Raw genomic sequence first — 22,358 nt, 5'->3', positions numbered from 1 at the left:
ACGAGCGTAACAGCCCCCTGCACCAGTCGATGCCAGCGACTCGGCTTCAGCCGTGCTCATCATGTCATCCGGAACGAGCAAACCAGACACGGCCTGGGTACCTCCATGCGCTTACGTAAGCGCAACCCACATCCGCCCGGCAGGCGGCGCCGCGATCGGTTACCATGGGACTGCCTCCTGCTCATCAAGCGCCCCACGCCCACCTCAGGTCAAGGGTCATCGGGAATTCATCGTTCACCGGCGCGTCCTGCACCTGGAATGAACCCGACGTGTGGCCAATGCGGAAAAACCGGGCGAGACGCCGGCTTTCTGCCTCGTAGGCGTTGACCGGGAAGGTATCGTAGTTTCGCCCGCCCGGATGCGCCACATGATAAACGCAACCACCGAGGGAACGTCCTGACCACTGATCGTATACGTCGAAGGTTAACGGCGTGTTGACCGGGATGGTGGGTTGCAGCGATGAGGCGGGCTGCCACGCACGGTAACGAACGCCGGCGACCGCTTCGGCCTTACGCTGGGTTTCCCGCAGCGGCACGCGCACACGGTTGCAGCTCACGACGTGCCGCCCGGGAACGAGCCCGGTCGCCAGAACCTGCAGGCGTTCGAGCGAGGAGTCCACGTAGCGGACGGTGCCGCCGATGGCTCCTTCCTCGCCCATCACATGCCAGGGTTCCAGTGCCTGACGCAGCTCGACGTTGACACCCTCCAGGTCGATGGTCCCGATCAGGGGGAAGCGGAACTCGAAGTGTGGTGCGAACCAGGCGGGATCGAAGGCGATGCCGGCACCGCGCAGGTCTTCGATCACGTCGAGTAAGTCCTGGTGAACGAAATAGGGCAGCATGAACCTGTCGTGCAGGCTGGTTCCCCAGCGGGTGAGGGGACGGCGATAGGGCACGCGCCAGAACCAGGCAATCAATGAACGCAGCAGCAGATGCTGCGCGAGGCTCATCTGCGCGTGCGGTGGCATCTCGAATGCGCGGAATTCCACCAGACCCAGTCGCCCGGAGCTGCTGTCCGGAGAATAGAGCTTATCGATGCAGATCTCGGCGCGATGGGTATTGCCTGTCACATCCACCAGCAGGTTGCGCAGAATGCGATCAATCAGCCAGGGCGGGGTCTGGCTCGCCGCGTCCGGCTCGGGTATCTGGCGAAACGCCAGCGACAATTCGTAGAGCTGGTCGTCGCGCGCTTCGTCCACCCGCGGCGCCTGACTGGTGGGGCCGATGAACAGACCAGAGAAGAGGTAAGAGAGCGCCGGATGGTTTTGCCAGTAGCCAATCAGGCTCCGCAGCACATCGGGGCGGCGGAGGAACGGGCTGTCTGCCGGTGTTGAGCCGCCGACAACGATGTGGTTGCCGCCACCGGTCCCGGTGTGACGGCCGTCGAGCATGAACTTTTCCGTGCCGAGGCGGCACAACCGTGCCTCTTCGTAAAGCTCGGTGGTCACCTCCACCAACTCGGCCCAGGAATGGGAGGGGTGGATGTTCACTTCGATCACCCCCGGATCGGGCGTGACCTTGATCAGGTTGAGGCGCGGGTCCGGCGGCGGCGTGTAGCCCTCGATGCGGATTGGCGTGTTGAGGGTCGCCGCGGTGTCCTCGATCGCCATCACCAGTTCGACATAATCGTCAGTGGTGTCTACCGGGGGCATGAAGATGCACAGGTGACCATCGCGTGGCTCGACGGAGAGTGCCGTGCGCACCGAGTTGCCGCTGCTGTCGGGGCTTGGCTGCTCCACCTGTCTCGCCCGCTTTGGCCGGCCGCCGGCGCCGTAAGCAGCCTGCTGCTTGATCACCTGACTCAATGGCTTCGGATCAGGCAGCGGCTCGCGCGGCGCAAACGGATCCATGGGTGAGGAATAGGGATACCAGACAGGCGGAATCCACGGCAGGGCCTTCNNGAGGGGCAGGCGGAAGCCCAATGGCGAGTCCCCCGGCACCACGCAAAGCCGCTTGCGTCGAAACGACCAGACCTCGCTGATCCAGCGGGCACCGTCACGAGAGTTCCAGCGTTGGACCGGCAGGACGAAACCTATGGGATTGCCGAGACCGCGCTCGAACACCCGCGCCAGCCGTTCCCGTTCCTCTTCGTCCTCAAGCTTGGAATCGAAGGGGTCGACGTTTTCCGGTAGTGAGCGTTCGCGGGCGATGTAGGGGAAGGGGTCTTCGTAGGCGGGGATGACATAACCCGGGTGTATGCCCAGCGTTTCGGCAAGCGTTTGGGCAAAGGCTTCGGCATCGTCGAGCGTCGCCGGCTCGTTGCCGCTGTCGCGCGAAACGAGCGCCGGTTCGCGCCACAAGGGCTTGCTGTCGCGTCGCCAGTAGAGAGCAAATGCCCAGCGTGGCAGCGACTCCCCGGGATACCATTTGCCCTGGCCAAAGTGCAGCAGCCCACCCGGGGCAAACCGGTCACGCAGGCGGCCGATCAACTCGGCCGCGAGGCGACGCTTGGTCGCGCTGTCGGCAGTGCTTGTCCACTCGGCGCCGTCCATGTCGTCGATGGAGACGAACGTCGGCTCGCCGCCGACGGTAAGGCGGACGTCGTTCGCCTGCAGCACCGCGTCGACCCGGTCACCGGTCGTCACGATCGCCGCCCATTGCTCGTCGGTGTAGGGCTTGGTCACCCGCGGCGTTTCGCGGATGCGGTGCACCGACATGCGGTGGAAAAATTCGACCTCACACGGCTCGACACCACCGGTGATCGGTGCCGCACTTTCCGGGTCGGGCGTGCAGGCGACCGGCAGGTGGCCTTCGCCGGCAAGCAGTCCCGACGTGGGATCGAAACCGATCCAGCCCGCACCCGGCAGAAAGACCTCGGCCCAAGCGTGCAGGTCGGTGAAGTCATGCGACGCGCCAACGGGGCCGTCGAGCGACTTCACGTCCGGCTTCAGCTGGATTNNCAGGTAACCGGAGACGAAGCGGGCGGCGAGGCCGAGATGGCGAAGGATCTGCACCAGGAGCCAGCCGGTGTCACGACAGGAACCGGTGCCCAGGCCAAGCGTCTGTTCGCAAGTCTGGATGCCCGGTTCGAGGCGAATGACGTAGGAAATATCCGCCTGCAGGCGTTGATTGAGCTGCACCAGGAAATCGATCGTTCGCTCCGCGGTCGCCGGGATCCGGGAGAGCCACTCGCTCAGCAACGGACCTGCCGGGAGCGGCGTCAGGTAGGGCGCCAGCTCCTTCTGCAGCCACGGCGCATAGGGAAAGGGAAACGACTCCACCTCCGGCTCAAGGAAGAAGTCGAATGGATTGAACACCGACATTTCCGCGACCAGATCGACAACGATGCGGAACTCTCGCGCCCGCTCCGGAAAGACGAGCCGTGCCAGGTAGTTGCCCTGAGGATCCTGCTGCCAGTTGAGAAAATGCGGCTGCGGCGAGACATCCAATGAATAGNNGGAGAGAACTCGCGAGCGGCAGTGAGGTGCCGGCCGCAAGCGAATGACCTGCGCACCGAGTTGGACCAGCCTGTCGTACCGGTAGACGGTTTCGTGGGTCAACGCGACGTCGATAGCCATAAGCGATCCTGTTCTGCCGCAGTGAGCACCGACGACATTGACGATTGCGCGCGTCGGTCGGGGCCTTGTTCGTGAATCTGGTTCTTAGTCACTCAGGGTGACGAATGGACGCCTGATGCGGATTACCAACGGAATGCCGCTTCGGTGATGCTCGGCGCAGAGTGCGCGTAGGAGCGTTCGGCATGATAGCGAACGAACCGCTGGTGTCGACACTCCGATGCTCCTTCCCTGCACGCCGATCCGCGCTCCCTGAATATCTGGTCATCCACGGCATCGCGGGCGACAGAGCTTCGGGTCCGGCAAACTGAATAATTAAGCAAGATAGAGTCCACTGCCAGCGGTCCGATCATTTCGCCCGCATCGTCGGTTTGGAGCGAACGTTCTACTTTCAGTCCGCCATCGATTAGCCGCCAACGGAGGGAGGCCATCACCAGACCAGCACCAGAAGTGAAGCGCTATGGCCTAAAAAAGCAGCAGAGAACCGGTTACGCGGTAGTCGCTGCCCGATATGTCGCCGACGCTTCGGCTGGCAGGCAACGCCAACCCTTGCGCAGACGGCGAGGCATGGCGATTCTTAGTAACGAGGGCGTTGTGGTGGTGATGGATTCGGCGACGGGCTTTGCCGGTTGGTAGTCTCCCGGACCGTGGCATTGAAGGATGAGGGTACGATGGAAACGGCTACGACACTGCCGGCGGTGAACGGGGCGTCGTCGAAGGTACCCCTCGCGGAGCGTCGCGGCAACGACAGCGTAGTCTTGCGCCTACCGGTGGAGGGGATGACCTGTGGCGGCTGCGCCAGCAAGCTGGAGCGGGCGCTGGGTGCCGAGCCGGGGGTGCGTGCGGCGGCCGTCAATCTGGCGATCGGTCGTGCCGATCTCACCTACGATCCGGCTGCTGCCGACACTGCCGCCATTGTCGCCCGGGTGCGCGCCACCGGCTTTGCCGTGCCGACGCAGGCGCACGTTCTTGATGTTAGCGGCATGCACTGTGCCGGATGCGCCGGACGGGTGGAGAAGGCATTGCGGGCGACGCCGGGGGTGGTGGCGGCCGATGTCAATCTCGCCCTGGAACGTGCCGACGTGCACCTGCTCCCTGAGAGTGTGGAGGCGGCACAACTGGTGACAGCGATCGAAGCGATCGGTTTTCGTGCCGTGGTTCGCAGTGGCGATACCGCGGCGCTGCTGGCACAGGAAGCCGAGCGGGCGGCGGTGGAGCGTGCCGAGGGTCGGCGGGATCTCCTCGAACTGGCGCTGGCGTTGGCGCTGACCCTGCCGCTGATCGCCCACATGGTGCTGCCGCTGCTCGGCGTCGCCGTAGCGGTACCGCCGTTGTGGCAGGCTCTCCTGGCAACGCCGGTGCAACTCTGGATCGGCCGGCGCTTCTATCGTGGTGCCTGGCGGGCGATCCGCAACCGCAGCGGCAACATGGACCTGCTGGTCGCGTTGGGCACCAGCGTCGCCTATGCCTACAGCCTCACTGTCCTGCTGTGGGGAATGCTGGCGCCAACTCAGTCGCCAAATCTGGCCGCCGACCACGGTGGCGCTCACCTGTATTTCGAGGCCTCGGCTGCGATCATCACCCTTGTCACCCTCGGCAAGTGGCTGGAAGGCCGGGCCAAGCGCGGCACCACGGCGGCGATCCGCGAGTTGATGCGCCTGCGGCCGGAGTCGGCGACGATCGAGCGTGACGGACAGGAACAGACCGTCGCCATCGCCGCCGTCGCTGCCGGCGACGTGGTGGTTGTCCGTCCCGGCCAGCGGCTGCCGGTGGACGGTATCGTGCTGACCGGCGAAAGCGAGGTGGATGAGGCGCTGATCACCGGCGAGAGCCAGCCGGTGCCACGCCGCTCCGGTGACCGGGTGACCGGCGGTGCGGTGAACGGCAGCGGCCTGTTGCGCATCGAAGCGACGGCGGTGGGTGCGGATTCGACGCTGGCGCGCATCATACGGCTGGTGGAGAACGCCCAATCCGGTAAGGCCCCGGTGCAGCGACTGGTCGATCGCGTCAGCGCGGTGTTTGTTCCGGTGGTGGTGGCGATCGCCGGCTTCACCTTCGCCGGCTGGCTCATCGCCGACGGCACGGTGGAGCAGGCGGTGACCGCCGCGGTCGCCGTTCTCGTCATTGCCTGCCCTTGTGCGCTCGGCCTCGCCACTCCGGCGGCGCTTGTCGCCGGCACCGGCGCCGCTGCCCGACATGGCATCCTGATCCGTGACATCGACGCGCTGGAGCGAGCGCATCGTGTCGACCTGGTGCTGTTCGACAAGACCGGCACCCTGACCATGGGGCACCCGGAGGTGGTGGGGATCACCATGTTGGCGGGTGAGCAAAACGCCACGCTGCAACTGGTGGCAGCGGTGCAGGCGGGCAGCGAACATCCCCTTGCCCGCGCCATCGTCGCCCATGCCGAGGACCAGGGTCTGGTGTGGCGCGCTGCGACGGATGTGCGCAGCCGGCCAGGTCTGGGCATCGTCGGCACCGCCGAGGGCCACACGGTGGTGATCGGAACACCGGCGCTGCTACAGGCGGAAGGGATCGATGCGACGGCCGCCGCCGCAGTGGTCAGTCGCGCCGAGGGGCGGGCCCGGACCACCGTGCTCGTCGCGCTTGATGGCGCGCTGACGGCGGCGATCGAGCTCACGGATCCATTGCGGATGGAGGCCGCCGCCGCAGTGGCTCAGCTCCAGGAGCGCGGCATTCAGGTGGAAATGCTCTCTGGCGACGCCGAGCCGGTGGCGCGTCAGGTGGCGAAAAGCCTCGGCATCACGCAGGTGAGCGCCGCCATGCGTCCCGACGACAAGGTGGCGGCGGTGCGCCGGGCGCGCAGTGCCGGGCGGGTGGTGGCGATGGTCGGCGATGGCGTCAACGATGCGCCGGCCTTGGCCGCTGCCGATGTGGGGCTCGCCATCGGCTCCGGCATCGACGTGGCGCTCGAGGCGGCGGGCATTACCCTGATGCGACCGGATCCGCGGCTGGTAGGGGCGGCGCTGGATGTGTCGCGGGCGACGTGGCGAAAGATCCGCCAGAACTTGTTCTGGGCCTTCGTTTACAACGTGGTCGGACTGCCGGTTGCGGCGTTGGGCCTGCTCAATCCGGCACTGGCAGGCGCGGCGATGGCGCTCAGTTCGGTCAGTGTGGTGAGCAATGCGCTGCTGTTACGCCGCTGGCGACCGCGGTTGCAATCGTCACCAGTTGTGGCGGAGCACCCACTATCGGCAAGCACATTATAGGACAAAAGTCAGGATGCTTGGCTACAAGTTCTTGACGTGACGTAATTGTAGGCCTATAGTCCTCAAGAGATCTGCGCAATCAGGACGGGCCATGACTCTTAAACCTCGCCAGGAGCGCTTCTGCCGGCTGTTCGTCGAATGTGCCAACGCCGCGCAGGCGGCCCGTGCGGCGGGCTATCGTCCCGAATCGGCGCGCAACACCGGATACCGTCTGTTGAAGCTGCCCGGCATCATCCAGCGCATCGGCGAGTTACATACCACGATTGCCGACGGGCAGTGTCGGGACGTGGATGCGCTGCTCAGCAAACTCGAGACGGTGTATTGTCGGGCGATCGATCAGCATCAGTTGGGTGCAGCGGCCCGCGCGATCGAACTCCAGGCTAAGCTGGGTGGCGTTGCCGCGACCACCCGCGCGCCGCGGACGCTACACCGAAAAGGCGTTCAGCCGTCAGCGGACGAGGAGGAGATCATTGCAGACCCAAGCGAAGGCAAAGACGCGGATTAAACCCGCGAAGCAGCAGTAACGGGTTTGGTCCGGATCGGCGTGAGCGCACCTAGTACGTAAGCTCTTCCGGGCCTTCGTCGAGGGAATCATCGTTGAGCGCATCGAGCGCAACCGGTTCAGGCTGTCCATCCGGGGTGTTGCCAAACCGACGGATCCGTTCCGCCGCGCGCTCAGCTTCTGCAAGTTCAGCCGCATGCAACAATCGAAAGTAGTGCTCGGCGTGCTGAAAATAGCCTTCCGCTGATATAGGGTCCCCGGAAGAGGATGCATCGCGCCCAAGAGCGAGATAACGTTCAAAAACCNNCTGCTGCGCAGTCCCACGAATTTTGCCGTCGGGACCGTTACTCTCGAAAGTTTGATTTCGAATAGGTACGTACCGTTTCCCATTACCACGGTTACGCCCTCTTCTGAGGTTAGTATTGTGTTTCATTGCACCAAAATGCAGATTTATGAGTTATCTCGACGCCTGCGCCGCAACACGTCGGGTCCCAAACGAAACCCAAGCCCCGTTAGGTTAGGGGCACGGCAGCCGAAACAGGAGTCGGAGTAAAGGCACCTTACGGCGCCACCCAAGGCGGTAACTTCACCGCTTTCTTGACATTAAACAGGAAACGCTTTGTTTCCAAGCCGTTTGTTGGCCGATGGGGCGTCGACTAAAACGCAGTCGTAAGCAACGCGCAAACCCCACCAAGTCATCCCTGATGTCGGCGCATTCAAACCCGGCAGAGGCAGCGATGTCAATCACTGCTTCGGCTTGTTCGGTACCAATCTCCAAAAAGATCGCTCCGGTGTCACTGAGTAGTCGGCGCACGTGCGGCAGAATGCGCCGATAGGCGCTTAGTCCGTCGCTGCCCGCGACCAACGCTGCGCGTGGTTCGTAGCGGTTGATTTCCGGCATCAATTGCTGCCAGTCAGCCTCGGTCACGTAGGGCGGATTGGCGACGATGAGATCGAAGCGGCCCGCAAGCGCGCTACCCCAATCGCTGCTGACGAAGCCGGTACGCGCCGCCAATCCCAGCCGCTCGGCATTCTGTCGTGCGAGCTGCAGCGCCTGGACGGAGCAATCGACACCGACGCCGCGGGCTGCGGGCAATTCGCTCAGCAACGCCAGCAAGAGGCAGCCACTGCCAGTACCGAGATCGAGGATCCGCAGCGGTCGATGGCGATCCGCCACCGAGGCCAGTACCGCCTCCACCAGCGTCTCGCTGTCCGGCCGCGGGATCAGCACGTGGCGATCGACGGCGAAATCGAGGCTCCAGAACTCCTTGCGGCCGAGAATGTAGGCAAGTGGCTCGCGTGCCAGGCGACGCTGCAGGGCGGCGTGGAGGCGCTGGGCTTCGACGGCGGCGAGAGGCCGTTCGCCCCAACCGATCAGCTGCGCGCGGCTGAGACCGGTCGCGTCCGCCAGCAGCAGCCGCGCATCGAGCGCGGGCTGATCGATGCCGGCGTCGGCCAGTGCGGCACGAGCCGTCGCCAGCGCCTGGGCGATCGTGGGCGCTCCCCTCATGCGTCCTGTGCCAGCCGCTGCGCCTGATCGGTGGCGATCAGCGCCTCAATCAGTTCGTCCAGCTCGCCGTTCAGCACCCGCTCGAGCTTGTGCAGCGTCAGGTTGATCCGGTGGTCGGTAACCCGGCTCTGTGGGAAGTTATAGGTGCGGATCCGCTCCGATCGATCGCCAGAGCCCACCTGACTCTTGCGATCGGCCGCCCTTTCGTTGGCAAGCCGCTCCCGTTCCAGCTCATAGATGCGGGCACGGAGAATCTTCATCGCCTTCGCCCGGTTCTTGTGCTGCGATTTCTCGTCTTGCTGGGTGACGACGATGCCGGTGGGCAGGTGGGTGATGCGCACCGCGCTGTCGGTGGTATTCACCGACTGGCCGCCGGGGCCGCTGGAGCGGTAGACGTCGATCCGCAGGTCTTTTTCTTCGATCGCCACGTCCACATCTTCCGCTTCCGGCAGCACGGCGACGGTGGCGGCTGATGTGTGAATGCGACCGCTGGCTTCCGTTTCCGGTACCCGCTGCACCCGGTGCACCCCGGACTCGAACTTCAGACGGGCGAAGACGGCGTTGCCGGCGATGGTCGCCGTTGCTTCCTTCATCCCGCCGATACCAGTTTCGCTGATGCTCATCACCTCAAAATGCCAGCGTTTGGCCTCGGCGTAGCGCTGATACATGCGAAACAGATCGGCGGCAAACAGCGCCGCCTCCTCGCCGCCGGTACCGGCACGCACCTCGAGAATGGCGTTCTTCTCGTCGGCTACGTCCTTCGGCAGCAGTAACACCTGCACATGGTGCTGCAGCTCCGGCAGCTGCCGCTTCAATTCGAGCCCTTCCTCGCGCGCCAGTTCGCGCATCTCCGAATCAGCGCTGGCGTCAACCGCTATCGCCTCGAGGTCATTCAGCTCTGCGCGTGCCCGCTTCAGCTGGTTGATCGCCTCGACCACGGTGGTCAGCTCCGCCAGCTCCCGGTTCAACTGCGCATAGTTTTCCGGCAGGGCGCCCTGCGTTTCGGCCAGCCGAGCCGCCACCTCCTGGTGGCGGGCCACCATCCGATCCAGTCGTTCATCGAGCGCCGTCATTGTTTCCATCACCATCGTCGTTCATCTGGAACAATCGCCTGAGCAACGTTGCCAGCTGCTCGCGGTCCTCGTTTGTCTGCTCACTCTGCCCCGCCAGACTACGCAACGCCTGCGTCGGACCGTGCAAGAGGCGGTTGATCAACAGACGCGTTGCTTTCTCGGCGTCGGCGCCAGCGTCGGCAAGGGCATCCGCGCGGACGCCCTCGAAATAGCCGCGGATCAACGCCAGCAGCGGCACCGCCAGCCGTTCCGACCGTTCTCGCTGGAACGCCGCCACCGCGTCCTCAACAAGGGTGCAGGCGGTCGCGGCTTCGTTCTGGCGCGACGCCCTGCCGCGGGCCGCCACGTTCTCCAGATCGTCGAACGTATACAGGAAAGCGGCATCGAGGCGGTCAATCGTCGGATCAAAATCGCCCGGCACCGCGGCGTCGATCAGCAACACCGGCCGCTGGCGGCGCGTCTTGAGCGCCGCCCGCATCATCTCGAAACCCACCGCATGCTGGCGGACGCCGAGGCATCCGACAAGGATATCGGTCTCTGCCAATGCCGTTGCCAGGCTATTGAAGGCGACCATATGGCATTCATGCAGCCGCGCCTGGGCTTCCGCTCGCTCCGGCCGCGGATGGGAGAAGCTGAGCCGGCGCAGTCCAGCTTCACGTAGCGCGCTGGCAATCAGATCGCCCATTTCGCCGCCGCCGATCACCAGCGCCGTGCGCTCGGTGAGAGCGCCGTGAACACTGCGCGCCAGTTCGACCGTGGCGGCGGTGACGGTGACCGCGCGCTCACCGATGCTGGTTTCATTGCGCACCCGCTTACCGATGGCGAGTGCCGCTTGCATCATCGCTTCCAGGTCGGGACCGGTGGTCGCCGCGGTGCGGGCGGCCGCAAGTGCCGCCTTGAGCTGGGCCAGGATATGCGGCTCGCCGATCACCGTGCTGTCCAGCGAAGCAGCGACGCGAAACAGGTGGCGGATGGCGTCGGCGTCGTTCAGCGACAGAAACTGGCCGGACAGTTCAGCGTCGTCGAGCCCCGCATGCCGGGACAGAACAGCGATCGCCTTTGCGGCTGCTGCTTCGGGATCTGCGTCGGCACCGACGATCTCCACTCGGTCGCAGGTGGCGAGCAGCAGCACCTGGGGAAGATCTCGCCCGNNCCGCAGGCGGTCGAGCACGTCGGTCAGCGCTGCCGGCTCGACATACAGGCGGTCGCGCAGGGCGAGGCTGCTGCAGTGCTGGTTGGCGCCGACGACGAAGGGGCGCACCTGACCGCCTTCGGACGCGGCTTCGTCACTCACCGTACCCACCGCCCGCGCCGGCGGTGCCAGCTCACGCCAGGAGCGCGAGGTGTTCGTCCAGATAGGCGAGCGACACCTCCTCCTGCGTGCCGGTATCCATGTCACGCACCGTGGCGACGTGACGGGCGAGTTCCTCCGAACCGATGATCACCGCCCGACGCGCGTTGACCCGGTTCGTCCACTTCATCTGCTTGCCGAGATTGCCGCCGAAGGCGAACAGCACCACCTGGCCCGGGACGCGTAGTCGCTTCGCCAGCGTCATCACCGGCAACTGCTGCTCGGCGCCAAGGGCGATGACCACCACCGGCCGCGGTGCTGGTGCCGGTGCTACCACCAGATCCATCAGCCGCTCGACGCCGGCCGCCCAGCCGGTGCCGGGCGTCGCCGGCCCGCCCATCTGCTGCACGAGACCGTCGTAACGACCACCGGCAAGCACCGTCCCCTGGGCGCCCAGCGCCTGGGTGGTGAACTCGAAGGCGGTGTGACAATAGTAATCGAGGCCGCGGACCAGGCGCGGATTGTGGGTGTAGGGTATGGCCAGCGCCTCAAGACCGGCGAGGGTGCGGGCAAAGACGGTGCGCGACGCCTCGTTCAGGTGGTCGACGAGGAGAGGGGCCTTGGCGACGATCCGCCGGTCGCCCTCATCCTTGGAATCGAGGATGCGCAAGGGGTTGCGTTCCAGGCGGACGCGGCTGTCTTCTGACAGTGCCCCGTGATGTTGGCGCAGGTACTCCACCAGCACGGCACGATAGGCTGTACGGCTCTCCCCGTCGCCCAGACTGTTGAGCTCGAGTGCGGTGGTTTCGGTGAGGCCGAGGGCAGCGAGAAATTCGTAGGCGAGCGCGATCACCTCCACGTCGCCCAACGGGTCGGCGACACCCAGGAGCTCGACTCCGACCTGATGGAACTGGCGCAGCCGGCCCTTCTGCGGCCGCTCGTAGCGAAACATCGGCCCGCGGTAGAAGGCGCGCAGCGGCAGCTGCTGCGTCAGCTTGTTGGAGATGAAGGCGCGGACGATGCCGGCGGTGTTCTCCGGCCTGAGCGTGATGGTTTCGCCGCCGCGGTCGGCGAAGGTGTACATCTCCTTGGTGACCACGTCGGAGGTGTCGCCCAGGGTACGGGCGAACACCTCGGTGAACTCGAAGATCGGCGTCGCCACTTCCCCGTAGCCGCAGGCAGCAGCCACCTGCTCCGCGGTCGTCTCCACGTGGCGGCGCAATCGGCTGTCCTCGGGCAGGAAGTCCCGGGTGCCGCGAACGGGGCGAAGGTCAGGCATGGTCGCGCTCAGGCGCTCGTCGCAGCGAGCGGTTCCGCCGCCGTACCCGGATCACGCCTGGGATAGCGCTTCTCCACGTAGTCTTCGACGATGCCACGGAAGTCGCTGGCGAGATTGGGTCCGCGTAGCGTCATCGCTTTACGGCCGTCGATAAAGACGGGGGCGGCCGGGTCTTCACCGGTACCGGGCAGGCTGATGCCGATATCGGCGTGCTTGCTCTCTCCCGGGCCGTTGACGATGCAGCCCATGACGGCGACGTTCATCGTCTCCACACCCTCGAAGGTGGTGGCCCACACCGGCATCCGGTCGCGGATGTAGTCTTGGATCTCACCGGCCAGCTTCTGGAACAGGGTGCTCGTCGTCCGCCCGCAGCCGGGGCATGCGGTGACCAGCGGCATGAACGAGCGCAAGCCCATCGTCTGCAGGATCTGCTGGGCGACGATCACCTCCTGCGCCCGGTCGCCGCCCGGCTCCGGCGTCAGCGAGACGCGGATGGTATCGCCGATGCCCTGCTGCAACAGCACCGCCAGTGCTGCCGTCGAAGCGACGATGCCTTTCGATCCCATGCCGGCCTCGGTCAGGCCCAGGTGCAGGGCGTAGTTGCAGCGTGCTGCGAGGTCGCCATAGACGGCGATCAGGCTCTGCACCGCGCTCACCTTGCACGACAAAATGATCCGGTTCGCCGGCAGACCGAGTTCTTCGGCCAGTTGCGCGCTCTCCACCGCCGAGACCACCATCGCCTCGTTGGTTATCTCGTCACCGGATTTCGGCGACGCCGCCTTGGAATTGGCGTCCATCATCCGGGCGAGCACTTCCTGATCGAGGCTGCCCCAGTTGACGCCGATACGCACCGGCTTGTCGTATTGCATCGCGACTTCGATCATCGTCGCAAACTGGCGGTCGCGCTTCTCACGGAAGCCGACGTTGCCGGGGTTGATCCGGTATTTGGCCAGCGCCTCGGCGCAGGCCGGGTAATCGGTCAATAACTTATGGCCGATGTAGTGGAAGTCGCCAACCAGTGGTACGTCGACGCCCGCAGCATCGAGCCGCTCGCGGATATGCGGCACCGCCGCGGCGCTCTCTTCGCGATCGACGGTGATCCGCACCAGCTCCGAGCCGGCACGCGCGAGAGCGGCCACCTGCCTGACCGTCGACTCCACGTCGGCGGTGTCGGTGTTGGTCATCGACTGCACCACCACCGGCGCATCGCCGCCGACGGTGACCGGGCCGATCTGCACCGGAATGCTTTGCCGGCGCGCTGCCAGCCGAAATGCGGAAGCCATCACGTAATTACCCAAACTCCATCATTGCCGCCGAAGCCGCCGGCTGCCTTTCTTGCCTCACCCGTCCTGCCATCGTCAATGTTTGGCTGGGATTGGCTGGCGGCGCACGCCTGCACCTTTCAGAGCTGCGGATCATTCCCAATCTTAGTATTGTGTTGCCGTCTGATGCGCGCCAACAAAAACAGCGGAGGCCGACGATGTCCGAGAACGCCGGTGCGACCGACCAGTCCCCCTACCTTGGCGCTTCCCACTACAATGCTGCCGAGATCGGCGCCCTGGCACATCTTTATCGCGGCGAGATGTATCGCAGCACCGTCTGGCGCACCCGCCTTGATACCACGTCCAACTGGGCCGTGGTCACCACAGGGATCGCGCTGTCGGTGACATTCAGCAATATTGCCGCTACACCGTTGCCGATTGTCCTCATTTCCTTCCTGCTCGCCGCCTTCCTGCTGTTTGAAGCGCGGCGGTACCAGTTTTTCGACGTCTGGAATACGCGCGTCCGGGTGCTGGAAAATCACTTCTATGAGCCGATGCTGGTGGGCGGCGACAGCCGCAAGGATCGCGAATGGAATCAGGTGCTGGCGGCGGACCTGCGGCGGATGCAGCTGCATACCACGCTCATCGATGCGATCGGCTTGCGCTTGCGTCGCAACTACGGCTGGATCTTCGGTATTCAGGTGGTGAGTTACTGGGCGAAGATCGCCGTCCACCCGACACCACTGACGACGCTGGCCGAGCTGTGGGAACGCACCTCCGTAGGTCCGCTTCCCGGCCCGGCGGTTCTCGCTTCCGGTCTCGTCTTCTATGGCGGTCTCGTCGCCATAGGCGTCCTCACTTTCCATCCGCTGAAGCGCGTCCAGCGTATCCCCGACCTCGCCGCAGGCACCGATCGCCTCCGCACATTGGCCGGGAACGAGCAGTATTGAGGTACGCGTCAGATGTCGCATCGAATGCAGACATCAGTCCGTCGCGCCGATAGGTTGGCCGCCTGATGGCCGTCCAAGGCATTCCGTGGCTCTGTTCTGTCTGTATCCGGACAACGTCACGGTCCGCTTAAATCGCGCAGCTCACGCGCGGCCGGGTTCTCAGATCGGAACTTGCGCCCCCAATTCGACCACCCGGTCGGGAGGGATACGGAAGAAGTCCGTGGCGCTGACCGAGTTGCGCGAGAGGATGATGAAGAACCGCTCGCGCAGGCGCGAAAACGGCGGGTGGGTGGCGGGGATCAGGTTTTCCCGGCCGAGGAAATAGGAGGTTTCCTCGGGACGGAAATAGAGGCCAAAGCGGCTGCAGTCGGCTACCGCCTGCGGGATGTCGGGGATCTCCATGAAGCCGTAGCGGACGAAGATGCGCAGCAGATCCGGGCGCAACGTTTCCATTCGCAGCCGTTCGGCTTCCGCCACCCGCGGCACATCGACGTTTTCCACCGTCAGCAGCACCACCCGATCGTGCATCACCTTGTTGTGCTTGAGGTTGTAGAGTAGGGCATTGGGCAGCATGTCGGTGTGGCGGGTCAGATAGATGGCGGTACCGCCGACGCGCACCGGCGTGTTGCGGTGCAGCCGGTCGAGGAAGGTCGAAATCGGAATGCTGTCCTCGCGCAGCTGTTGGGCGAGGGTGATCCTGCCGCGCCGCCAGGTGGTCATCAGGAAGCAGAGCAGGCCGGCGAGTGCCAGCGGAATCCAGCCGCCTTCGTGCACCTTCATCAGGTTGGCGCCGAGGAAGGCGAGATCGATGGCCAGGAAGGCACCGACGACCACCACCGCCGGTAAGGCTGACCAGTGCCAGACGCGGCGGACGACGACCCAGGCGAGAAGCGTCGTTGCCGTCATCGTCCCGGTCACGGCGATACCATAGGCGTTAGCGAGGTTGCCGGAGGAGCGGAATAGCAGAACCAGGGCGACGACGCCGATCAACAACCGCTCGTTGACCTCGGGCATGTAGATCTGCCCCTGCTGATGTTCGGAGGTATGGCGGATCTCCATCCGCGGGCAGAAGCCGAGCTGGATCGCTTGCTGCGTTAGCGAGTAGGCGCCGGAAATCACCGCCTGCGAGGCGATGACCGTTGCCATCGTCGCCAGCGCCACCAGCGGCAGCAGTGCCCAGCCGGGGGCAAGAAGGTAGAATGGGTTGCTGGCGGCTTCGGGGTGTGCCAGGACCAGCGCCCCCTGGCCGAGATAATTGAGGGCGAGGCTGGGCAGGACGAAGGCGATCCAGGCGAGGCGGACGGGACGGGCGCCGAAATGGCCCATGTCGGCGTACAGCGCCTCGCCGCCGGTAACGGCGAGAACGACGGCGCCAAGCGCTAGGAAGCCGATGAGGCCGTGGGTGGCGAAGAAGCTGACGGCGTAGCGCGGATCGACCGCCGCAAGGACGCTTGGATTGGCAACAAGTTGGACAACACCCAGGATCGCCAGGGTGGCGAACCACAGCACCATGATCGGGCCGAACAGCCGGCCGACAGCAGCGGTGCCGTGGCGCTGCACCGCGAACAGGGCGACGAGGATGCCGATTGCCGCCGGCACCACGTATTCGGCGAGGCTAGGGGCGGCAATTTCAATGCCTTCGACGGCGCTCAGCACCGAGATGGCGGGGGTGATGATGCCGTCGCCGAAGAACAGCGCTGAGCCGAGCAGGCCGGCGGCGACCACCAGCATCGAGCGGTGCGGGCTGGCCGTCTGCGCCAGCGACATCAGCGCCAGAATGCCGCCCTCACCGCGGTTGTCAGCGCGCATAATAAACAGCACGTACTTGACGGTGACGACGAGGATCAAAGCCCACAGCACCAGCGACAGGATGCCAAGGACGCTTTCCCGTCCGGCGCCGATGCCGTGGACGCCGCTGAGGCATTCCTTCAGGGTATAAAGCGGGCTGGTGCCGATATCGCCATAGACGATGCCGATGGCGGCCAGCGCCAGCGGCATCACCTTGGCGTTGGCACCGTCATGCCCGGAAGCATGGACGGTGCCGGCAGCAATCGCGTCGCCCCGGCTTAGCGCCGATGTGGTGGTTGCGGCGACAGCAGCTGCGCGTGCGCGCGCAACATGAGCGATGGCCAGTCCGTCGTCGTCATGGCGGCTCGAATTGCCAAAAGTGTTTTTCATTTCACCGAGTTCCGCTTCCGCAATGGCCCGCACTAAATCACGGATGAGCACAGCCCTGATATTGCACCAGCGAAACAGGCTACGTTAAATCTCCATCATATTCCAATGGCTTTGCAACAGATCTGGCATGCAGCAACGTTGATGGCTCGCTACTGCAGCACGCGCGCCCGCAGGCGTCCATATTCCTGATCGGAGATGGAGCCGGACGCCTTGAGCCGATCCAACTTCTCGATCTCGTCGGCAGCGCTGAAGCCGACGATCTGACGCAAATTGTCCCGCGCTTCGAGGCTTCGCGCCTGATTCCGCTCGGCCATGCCACGACCTTGCGTGAGCAGATAAGCGAAGACACCGATGTAGGGCAGGATGACCAGCAAGATGACCCAGAGGACCTTGCCCCAGCCGGATACGTCCTTGCGGCGAAACAGGTCGCTGGCCACGGTTATGAACAACCATAACCAGAGGATAAATATAAATACAGTAAAGACATCGGCCACGAAATTAGCGAACGTAAAGCCGCCTGGAAACAGCACTGTAATACTCCTGTCGTTCATTTGCGGGGAGTGGTCCGAACCCACCATCAGCATTGCTGCGGTGCCGGAAAAAGTGGCGGGCGAGGCGTTCATTGTCATGACCGACCGCCAACACATCACTTCACCAAAGGACCGCAACCCTATCACGGATGCGATCAAGCACGATGCGCAATCATGAACGCGGCGAAACAAAATATTGCGAGGCTGTCTCAGCAGGCTTGGCGTCGAAGCATGAGCGCAATTGCACAGCATGCTGCGCAAAATAGTGCGCTCCGATGGCTCACTGATGCCCGGTTTAGGGAATGTGAGGCGATTGACAGGGTGCGCTGACGCGAAACGGTGTTTAGCGTGGGGTGGAGCCGGGTTTAAATGGCGGGAGGTGTTGCCGCAGTGCGGCGGCAATTCTCGGCGTTACGACCGCCCTGAACACCATCCCTGATATTTCCTGCCGGTCGTCTGCTGCCGCGATGCATTCGCCAAGCGCATAATCTTCTACCAGAAGCGAATCGCCGATCGCCAGAATATCTGCGAACATTGCTAAACTTCGTTTCCGCACTCTTTGCCATCCGTAAGCTTGAAGCTTCATGCGAGATGGTGAGGCACACAAATAAAGCGGCTATTTGACTTCGACTAACGCGAGAGCAGCGAGCGGCTTCGGTACTTCACGAGCAAATAGAACGAGAATGATCGTACGTAGCTGGCTTTCCCTGCAGCCTGGTAGCGGCGGCAGAGGTTCGTTAAGGGTGGCGTGCGGAACACATGTGATGCACCGCACGCCGTTTCGTGGACGAACTGATGAGGACGAACAGTCAGCTTATTTGGACACTGTGCCTTGGCCGGGGACCAGCGGTCGGGAAGGGGTGTCCACTTTTACCGGGGCGGCATCGGCTTGCTGCGCCGAGGCGGGCGCTGTGGCACCGGAGCAGTTGATGTTGTTCACATTGTAGCGCCCATAGAGCATGACAAAGTCGGCGTAGGATGCAGTTCCAAGCCAATGGTTGATGGAAACGGAATACCAGCCCGCATTCGGTGTGCCATTGATCTTGACTACGGGGTTGGCGAACACGCCGCCACCAGAGCCATCGTCGTTACGGTGGTAAATGCTGCCGTTCGGCGCCCGGACGACCATCTCGAGGTCGATGTTCTGAACCGACTGCGTCACCTCGAGGCGAAGACATTGGTTGGCCGCGGCATAGACCTGGATCTCGAACGGGTCGTTATTGCTTGCCGGATTTGTTACGGTCCCCGGGATTGTCAGGGATGAACAGTTGAGGGATCCGCATGTCGAGGAAGTATTATCCCATATGCGGGAGCCAGCCATTGCCGGTTCAATGGAAAGTGCAAGAAGTGCGGATGCCGCGCCAGCCGCGATAAGTAAGGAACGGTTTCTCGTGCTCATATTCTGTGTCTCCCAAGAGCATAGATCAATTCCCCCTGTGAAGTTAGAAGCCCCAAAATACAGACAAAATAGGCGCGCTGAGCATTCATGCCAACGTATCAAGCGATTGGCTGCGTATCAGAAGGCTTTGACACTTTAACGAAGAACTATAAGTCGATTGATATTTTTATTTGTTCGTCGTCCACGCTTATAACGCATATTGAGCAAATTAATGCTTTAGTGTGCGTTATTATTGTCCATTAATGACGTCTTCCTTCAGCTATTTATAATGATGAGCGCGGCGGTATGGTAAGTCAAGGCTGATCTATATGTCTTCTATCCGTCGTTTTGTATTAGTTAATGTGTCGTTATTTTGTCGTTATACTATGTTTTGTTGCTTAACGAGAGCATGACGGCTCGTCATTGCCATGAGGCTTCGGTCGGGTAGCGTCATGCACCCGCCGTTGCCTTTGCCTTCGCAGTGTTGATGGGGACGAAGCGAACCGTCTCTCGATCCTCTTGACGATCGAGCCCGCTCTACCTTCGGTAGCGTCGTTGGCGAGAAAACCGGCAAGTGGCGCTAATTCGCATCGTCGGGCCCACTGTAAAAAGTTGCGGATCGCCAACTACGGGCTCGATCGCCATTGCTGGTCTGAGTGGCTTTCGCCGCAAGCGCGCCACTGGGAAACAACCCAACAAAGGGCGTGGAGCTGAGGCTCTTCTTCAACGCTGAGCCGGACGGGCGGGGCCCCAGCCTGCGTCGTGCAATAACTCGAACTTCAATCGTGGTGCTGCGAAATCAAGGAAAGCGCGCAGCTTTTGCGGCAGCAGCCGCTGGCCGGCGTAGACGAGACTGACGGGCGAAGGCGGTGGCTCGAACGTTTCTAGTGCCACCACGAGCGTTCCGGCCCGCACTCGATCGGCGATCTGGTAGGAAAGCACACGGGTGATTCCCAGCCCCGCTGCGGCCGCGTCTATGGCTGCCTCGGCGGTATTGACGATCAGGCGCGCGCGGATAGCGACAGAAGCGTCACGTCCGTCGATCGTAAAGTTCCATGTGTTTGCAGGCGTCAGCCTTTCGAACGTGATGCAAGCGAGGGCATCAAGGTCACCAGGGCTGCTCGGTGTGCCGCGTTCGGCGAAATAGCCGGGACTGCCGCAAATCACCCGCCGGATCGAACCAACTTTGATCGCAACAAGGTTGCTATCGGGAAGTNNGAGTTCGCCGATCCGGACGGCGAGATCGATATGCTCCTCCACAAGATCGACCACCCGGTCAGCCTGTATGATCCGGATATTGATATCCGGAAAGGCCTTCAGGAAGTCCATCACCACCGGCAGCACGTGCAGGCGGCCGAAGACGATCGGCGTAGTGATCGCGAGGTCGCCCCTTGGCGCCCGGTATTCCCCAGCGACGAGCTCGGCCTCTTCGACGTCCTCAAGAATGCGCTTACAGGCGACGAGATAGGACCGGCCCGCATCTGTCGGCGTGAGCTGGCGGCTTGACCGGTGAAACAACCGGGTCCCGAGATGTGTCTCTAACTCCGAGATCTTCCGGCTCACCGTTGCGAGCGGCATGCCGAGGCGGCGGCCCGCGGCCGAAAGACTGCCTGATTCAGCCGCCGCCAGGAAAATCGACATCGATTGCAGACGGTCCACCCAGGCTTCCAATTTTCGAGAGGTATGATCTCACATATACCATCTGCCGCCTTTTTATGGAAGGAGCTAGGTTCCTTGACATCAAGCCGCTCCGGCGAAACCCGAAAGGAAACGACGATGTCCCGCATCCAGACCCCAGCGACGATTGACGACACTCCTGAAGCTTCCCGGCCGCTGCTCGCCGCCGTCAAGAAGCAACTCGGTGTTGTCCCGAACATGTTCCGCCTGATCGCCAACAGCCCGGCCGCACTCGAAGGCTATCTCGGACTCTTCGGGGCGCTGAACAAGGGTGCCCTGCCCGCCCCGACGCGTGAGCGCATCGCCCTGGCCGTCGCCGAGATCAATGGCTGCAGCTATTGCCTGTCGGCACACACCTATCTTGGTAAGAATGTCGCCAAACTCGACGATGCCGAAATCACTGCCAACCGCAATGGCGCTTCCATGGATCCGAAGGCCGATGCCGCCGTCCGCTTCGCCGCCAAGGTCGCGCAAGAGCGTGGCCATGTGGGCGAGGATGACCTGCGAGCGGTCAAGCTCGCCGGTTACGACGACGCGCAGATCATCGAGATGGTGCTGCACGTGGCCCTGAATACCTGGACCAACTACATCAACGAAGTTGCCAAGACCGACATCGACTTTCCCGTCGTCACCGCTCGCAAGGCCGCTTGACGTTCACACCGGGAATGCCCGCCGTCGGCTTCGCACGGTTCGCGTTGCCGGCGGTCGCGGGCCGCAAACGCCATTGGGGAACATCACCATGACCCGTCCGCCACTTCCGCCGTTCACCAGCGAAACCGCCGCGCACAAGGTCCGGCTGGCCGAGGACGCATGGAACAGCCGCGATCCGGCGCGAGTCGCACTCGCCTATACGACGGACAGTCGCTGGCGTAACCGCGCCGAGTTCCTGCAGGGCCGTGAGGCTATCGAAGCATTCCTGACGCGCAAGTGGCAGCGCGAACTCGACTATCGACTGATCAAGGAGATTTGGGCGTTTCGCGAGGACCGCATTGCCGTGCGCTTCGCCTACGAGTGGCACGATGACAGCGGGCACTGGTTTCGCAGCTATGGTAACGAAAACTGGGAATTCGGCGCGGACGGGCTGATGCGGCTGCGCCTCGCCAGCATCAACGATGCTCCCATCACAGAGAGCGATCGCAAGTACCACTGGCCGCTCGGTCGCCGTCCTGATGATCATCCTTCCCTGAGCGATCTGGGCTTTTAAGGAGGTGAATCATGGCCAGTGCCAAGGCCTATGCCAGCGACGTCGCTTTCACGCCATCCGTCAAATCGGTACAGGCGCGCAAGGGATCCCGTCACGGCTATGCGCGAATGGAGGAACGAGGCTCCTGGGCAACCAGGATCACGCCTGAACTCGCGGGTTTCATCGAGGCGCAGACGAGCGTCTTCCTGGCCACCGCGAATTTGGAGGGGCAACCATACATCCAGCATCGTGGTGGCCCACCGGGCTTCTTGCGGGTGCTTGACGATCAGACCATTGGCTTCGTCGATTTCACCGGCAACCGGCAATTCATCACGCAGGGCAATCTCGCGGATAATCCGAGAGCCCATCTGTTCTTGATCGACTATGCGCACCAGCGGCGCATCAAGATCTGGGGCGAGGCACGCGTCGTCGAAGGCGACGCCGAACTGACGGAGAAGCTGATGCCCGGAGGCTACAGGGCGCGCCCCGAACAGGTGATCCTTTTCACCCTATCTGCCTGGGACGCGAATTGCCCGCAGCACATCCCGCAGCGCTTCGAAGCCGCCGATGTCGCCGCTACGCTTGCCGAGCGCGACGAACGCATCCGCGCGCTCGAAGCCGCGTTAAATCGGTTGCACGGAAGTCCGGTCGCAGGATTTTCAGGAGAGGCAAGCGACGCCAGTGAAGAGGTGAAGAAGTCCTCCTAATTTCAGCCGAGAGTCAAGAGCGTCCTAAAGAGTTGAGTTGCATTCGCTACTGCGGCACGAGAATATTTCGCGGATTCGGAAATCATCGCGCTCT

Annotated in this window: 18 protein-coding genes; 6 read left to right on the top strand and 12 right to left on the bottom strand. The window is 63.2% G+C overall.

All coding sequences use genetic code 11. From position 1 onward, the window contains the following. Positions 1–184: 184 nt before the first annotated feature. On the bottom strand, positions 185–3,517 hold the full coding sequence (locus HQ394_RS08990; RefSeq protein WP_190262956.1) for a transglutaminase family protein: 3,333 nt from the start codon (positions 3,515–3,517) through the stop codon (positions 185–187). Between the two features lie 668 nt (positions 3,518–4,185). Between HQ394_RS08990 and HQ394_RS08985 the strand changes: the two genes are divergently transcribed. Together HQ394_RS08985 and HQ394_RS08980 are read left to right on the top strand one after the other, a co-directional pair. Next, a complete protein-coding gene (locus tag HQ394_RS08985) occupies positions 4,186–6,744 on the top strand; it encodes a heavy metal translocating P-type ATPase (RefSeq protein ID WP_190262955.1) in 2,559 nt (852 codons plus the stop codon). 91 nt (positions 6,745–6,835) lie between these two features. After that, the gene (locus tag HQ394_RS08980) at positions 6,836–7,249 is read left to right on the top strand and encodes a terminase small subunit (RefSeq protein WP_190262954.1); all 414 of its coding nucleotides are present in this window, start codon (positions 6,836–6,838) and stop codon (positions 7,247–7,249) included. A 49-nt stretch (positions 7,250–7,298) separates the two neighbouring features. Here the strand turns inward: HQ394_RS08980 and HQ394_RS08975 are convergent, their stop codons facing one another. The 6 genes from HQ394_RS08975 to ispG all read right to left on the bottom strand — a co-directional run bounded on the left by HQ394_RS08975 (position 7,299) and on the right by ispG (position 13,682). Continuing rightward, positions 7,299–7,679, bottom strand: coding sequence for a DUF4167 domain-containing protein (locus tag HQ394_RS08975; RefSeq protein ID WP_190262953.1), 381 nt, complete (start codon positions 7,677–7,679; stop codon positions 7,299–7,301). 153 nt (positions 7,680–7,832) lie between these two features. Then, the gene (gene prmC / locus HQ394_RS08970) at positions 7,833–8,756 is read right to left on the bottom strand and encodes a peptide chain release factor N(5)-glutamine methyltransferase (RefSeq protein WP_190262952.1); all 924 of its coding nucleotides are present in this window, start codon (positions 8,754–8,756) and stop codon (positions 7,833–7,835) included. Then, complete coding sequence (gene prfA, locus HQ394_RS08965) at positions 8,753–9,829, bottom strand: peptide chain release factor 1 (protein ID WP_223292072.1); 1,077 nt, start codon at positions 9,827–9,829, stop codon at positions 8,753–8,755. Before prfA ends, prmC begins: the two co-directional genes overlap by 4 nt. Beyond that, the gene (hemA, locus tag HQ394_RS08960; RefSeq protein WP_456151571.1) at positions 9,813–11,090 is read right to left on the bottom strand and encodes a glutamyl-tRNA reductase; all 1,278 of its coding nucleotides are present in this window, start codon (positions 11,088–11,090) and stop codon (positions 9,813–9,815) included. The genes prfA and hemA overlap by 17 nt, the downstream gene beginning before the upstream one ends. 64 nt (positions 11,091–11,154) lie before the next feature. Next, positions 11,155–12,399, bottom strand: a complete 1,245-nt coding sequence (hisS, locus tag HQ394_RS08955) for a histidine--tRNA ligase (protein WP_190262949.1) — start codon at positions 12,397–12,399, stop codon at positions 11,155–11,157. Positions 12,400–12,407: 8 nt separating this feature from the next. Beyond that, positions 12,408–13,682 (bottom strand): flavodoxin-dependent (E)-4-hydroxy-3-methylbut-2-enyl-diphosphate synthase, encoded by a 1,275-nt coding sequence (gene ispG / locus HQ394_RS08950; protein WP_190262948.1) that lies wholly within the window; start codon positions 13,680–13,682, stop codon positions 12,408–12,410. Positions 13,683–13,879: 197 nt separating this feature from the next. Between ispG and HQ394_RS08945 the strand changes: the two genes are divergently transcribed. Further along, a complete protein-coding gene (locus HQ394_RS08945; protein WP_190262947.1) occupies positions 13,880–14,611 on the top strand; it encodes a DUF2270 domain-containing protein in 732 nt (243 codons plus the stop codon). 159 nt (positions 14,612–14,770) lie between these two features. Here the strand turns inward: HQ394_RS08945 and HQ394_RS08940 are convergent, their stop codons facing one another. The 5 genes from HQ394_RS08940 to HQ394_RS08920 form a co-directional block, all read right to left on the bottom strand. Beyond that, complete coding sequence (locus tag HQ394_RS08940; RefSeq protein WP_223291977.1) at positions 14,771–16,789, bottom strand: potassium transporter Kup; 2,019 nt, start codon at positions 16,787–16,789, stop codon at positions 14,771–14,773. Positions 16,790–16,938: 149 nt separating this feature from the next. Continuing rightward, entirely contained in the window at positions 16,939–17,418 is a 480-nt protein-coding gene (locus tag HQ394_RS08935; protein WP_223291976.1) for an SHOCT domain-containing protein, read from the bottom strand. A gap of 244 nt (positions 17,419–17,662) precedes the next feature. Continuing rightward, complete coding sequence (locus HQ394_RS08930) at positions 17,663–17,854, bottom strand: hypothetical protein (RefSeq protein ID WP_190262946.1); 192 nt, start codon at positions 17,852–17,854, stop codon at positions 17,663–17,665. Positions 17,855–18,133: 279 nt separating this feature from the next. Then, positions 18,134–18,718, bottom strand: a complete 585-nt coding sequence (locus HQ394_RS08925; protein ID WP_190262945.1) for a hypothetical protein — start codon at positions 18,716–18,718, stop codon at positions 18,134–18,136. Positions 18,719–19,420: 702 nt separating this feature from the next. After that, entirely contained in the window at positions 19,421–20,338 is a 918-nt protein-coding gene (locus HQ394_RS08920) for a LysR family transcriptional regulator (protein WP_456151570.1), read from the bottom strand. A gap of 135 nt (positions 20,339–20,473) precedes the next feature. On the opposite strand from HQ394_RS08920, the gene HQ394_RS08915 reads away from it, so the two are divergent. From HQ394_RS08915 to HQ394_RS08905, 3 genes are all read left to right on the top strand, one after another. Continuing rightward, entirely contained in the window at positions 20,474–21,025 is a 552-nt protein-coding gene (locus HQ394_RS08915; RefSeq protein WP_190262943.1) for a carboxymuconolactone decarboxylase family protein, read from the top strand. Positions 21,026–21,113: 88 nt separating this feature from the next. After that, entirely contained in the window at positions 21,114–21,578 is a 465-nt protein-coding gene (locus tag HQ394_RS08910) for a nuclear transport factor 2 family protein (RefSeq protein WP_190262942.1), read from the top strand. Positions 21,579–21,589: 11 nt separating this feature from the next. After that, entirely contained in the window at positions 21,590–22,264 is a 675-nt protein-coding gene (locus HQ394_RS08905; protein ID WP_190262941.1) for a pyridoxamine 5'-phosphate oxidase family protein, read from the top strand. Positions 22,265–22,358: the final 94 nt, after the last annotated feature.

The organism is Defluviicoccus vanus (assembly GCF_014672695.1).
Taxonomy (GTDB): domain Bacteria; phylum Pseudomonadota; class Alphaproteobacteria; order Rhodospirillales; family Defluviicoccaceae; genus Defluviicoccus; species Defluviicoccus vanus.
Note: the sequence above shows the minus strand (reverse complement) of the source record. Positions and strands in the feature narration are given on the sequence as shown.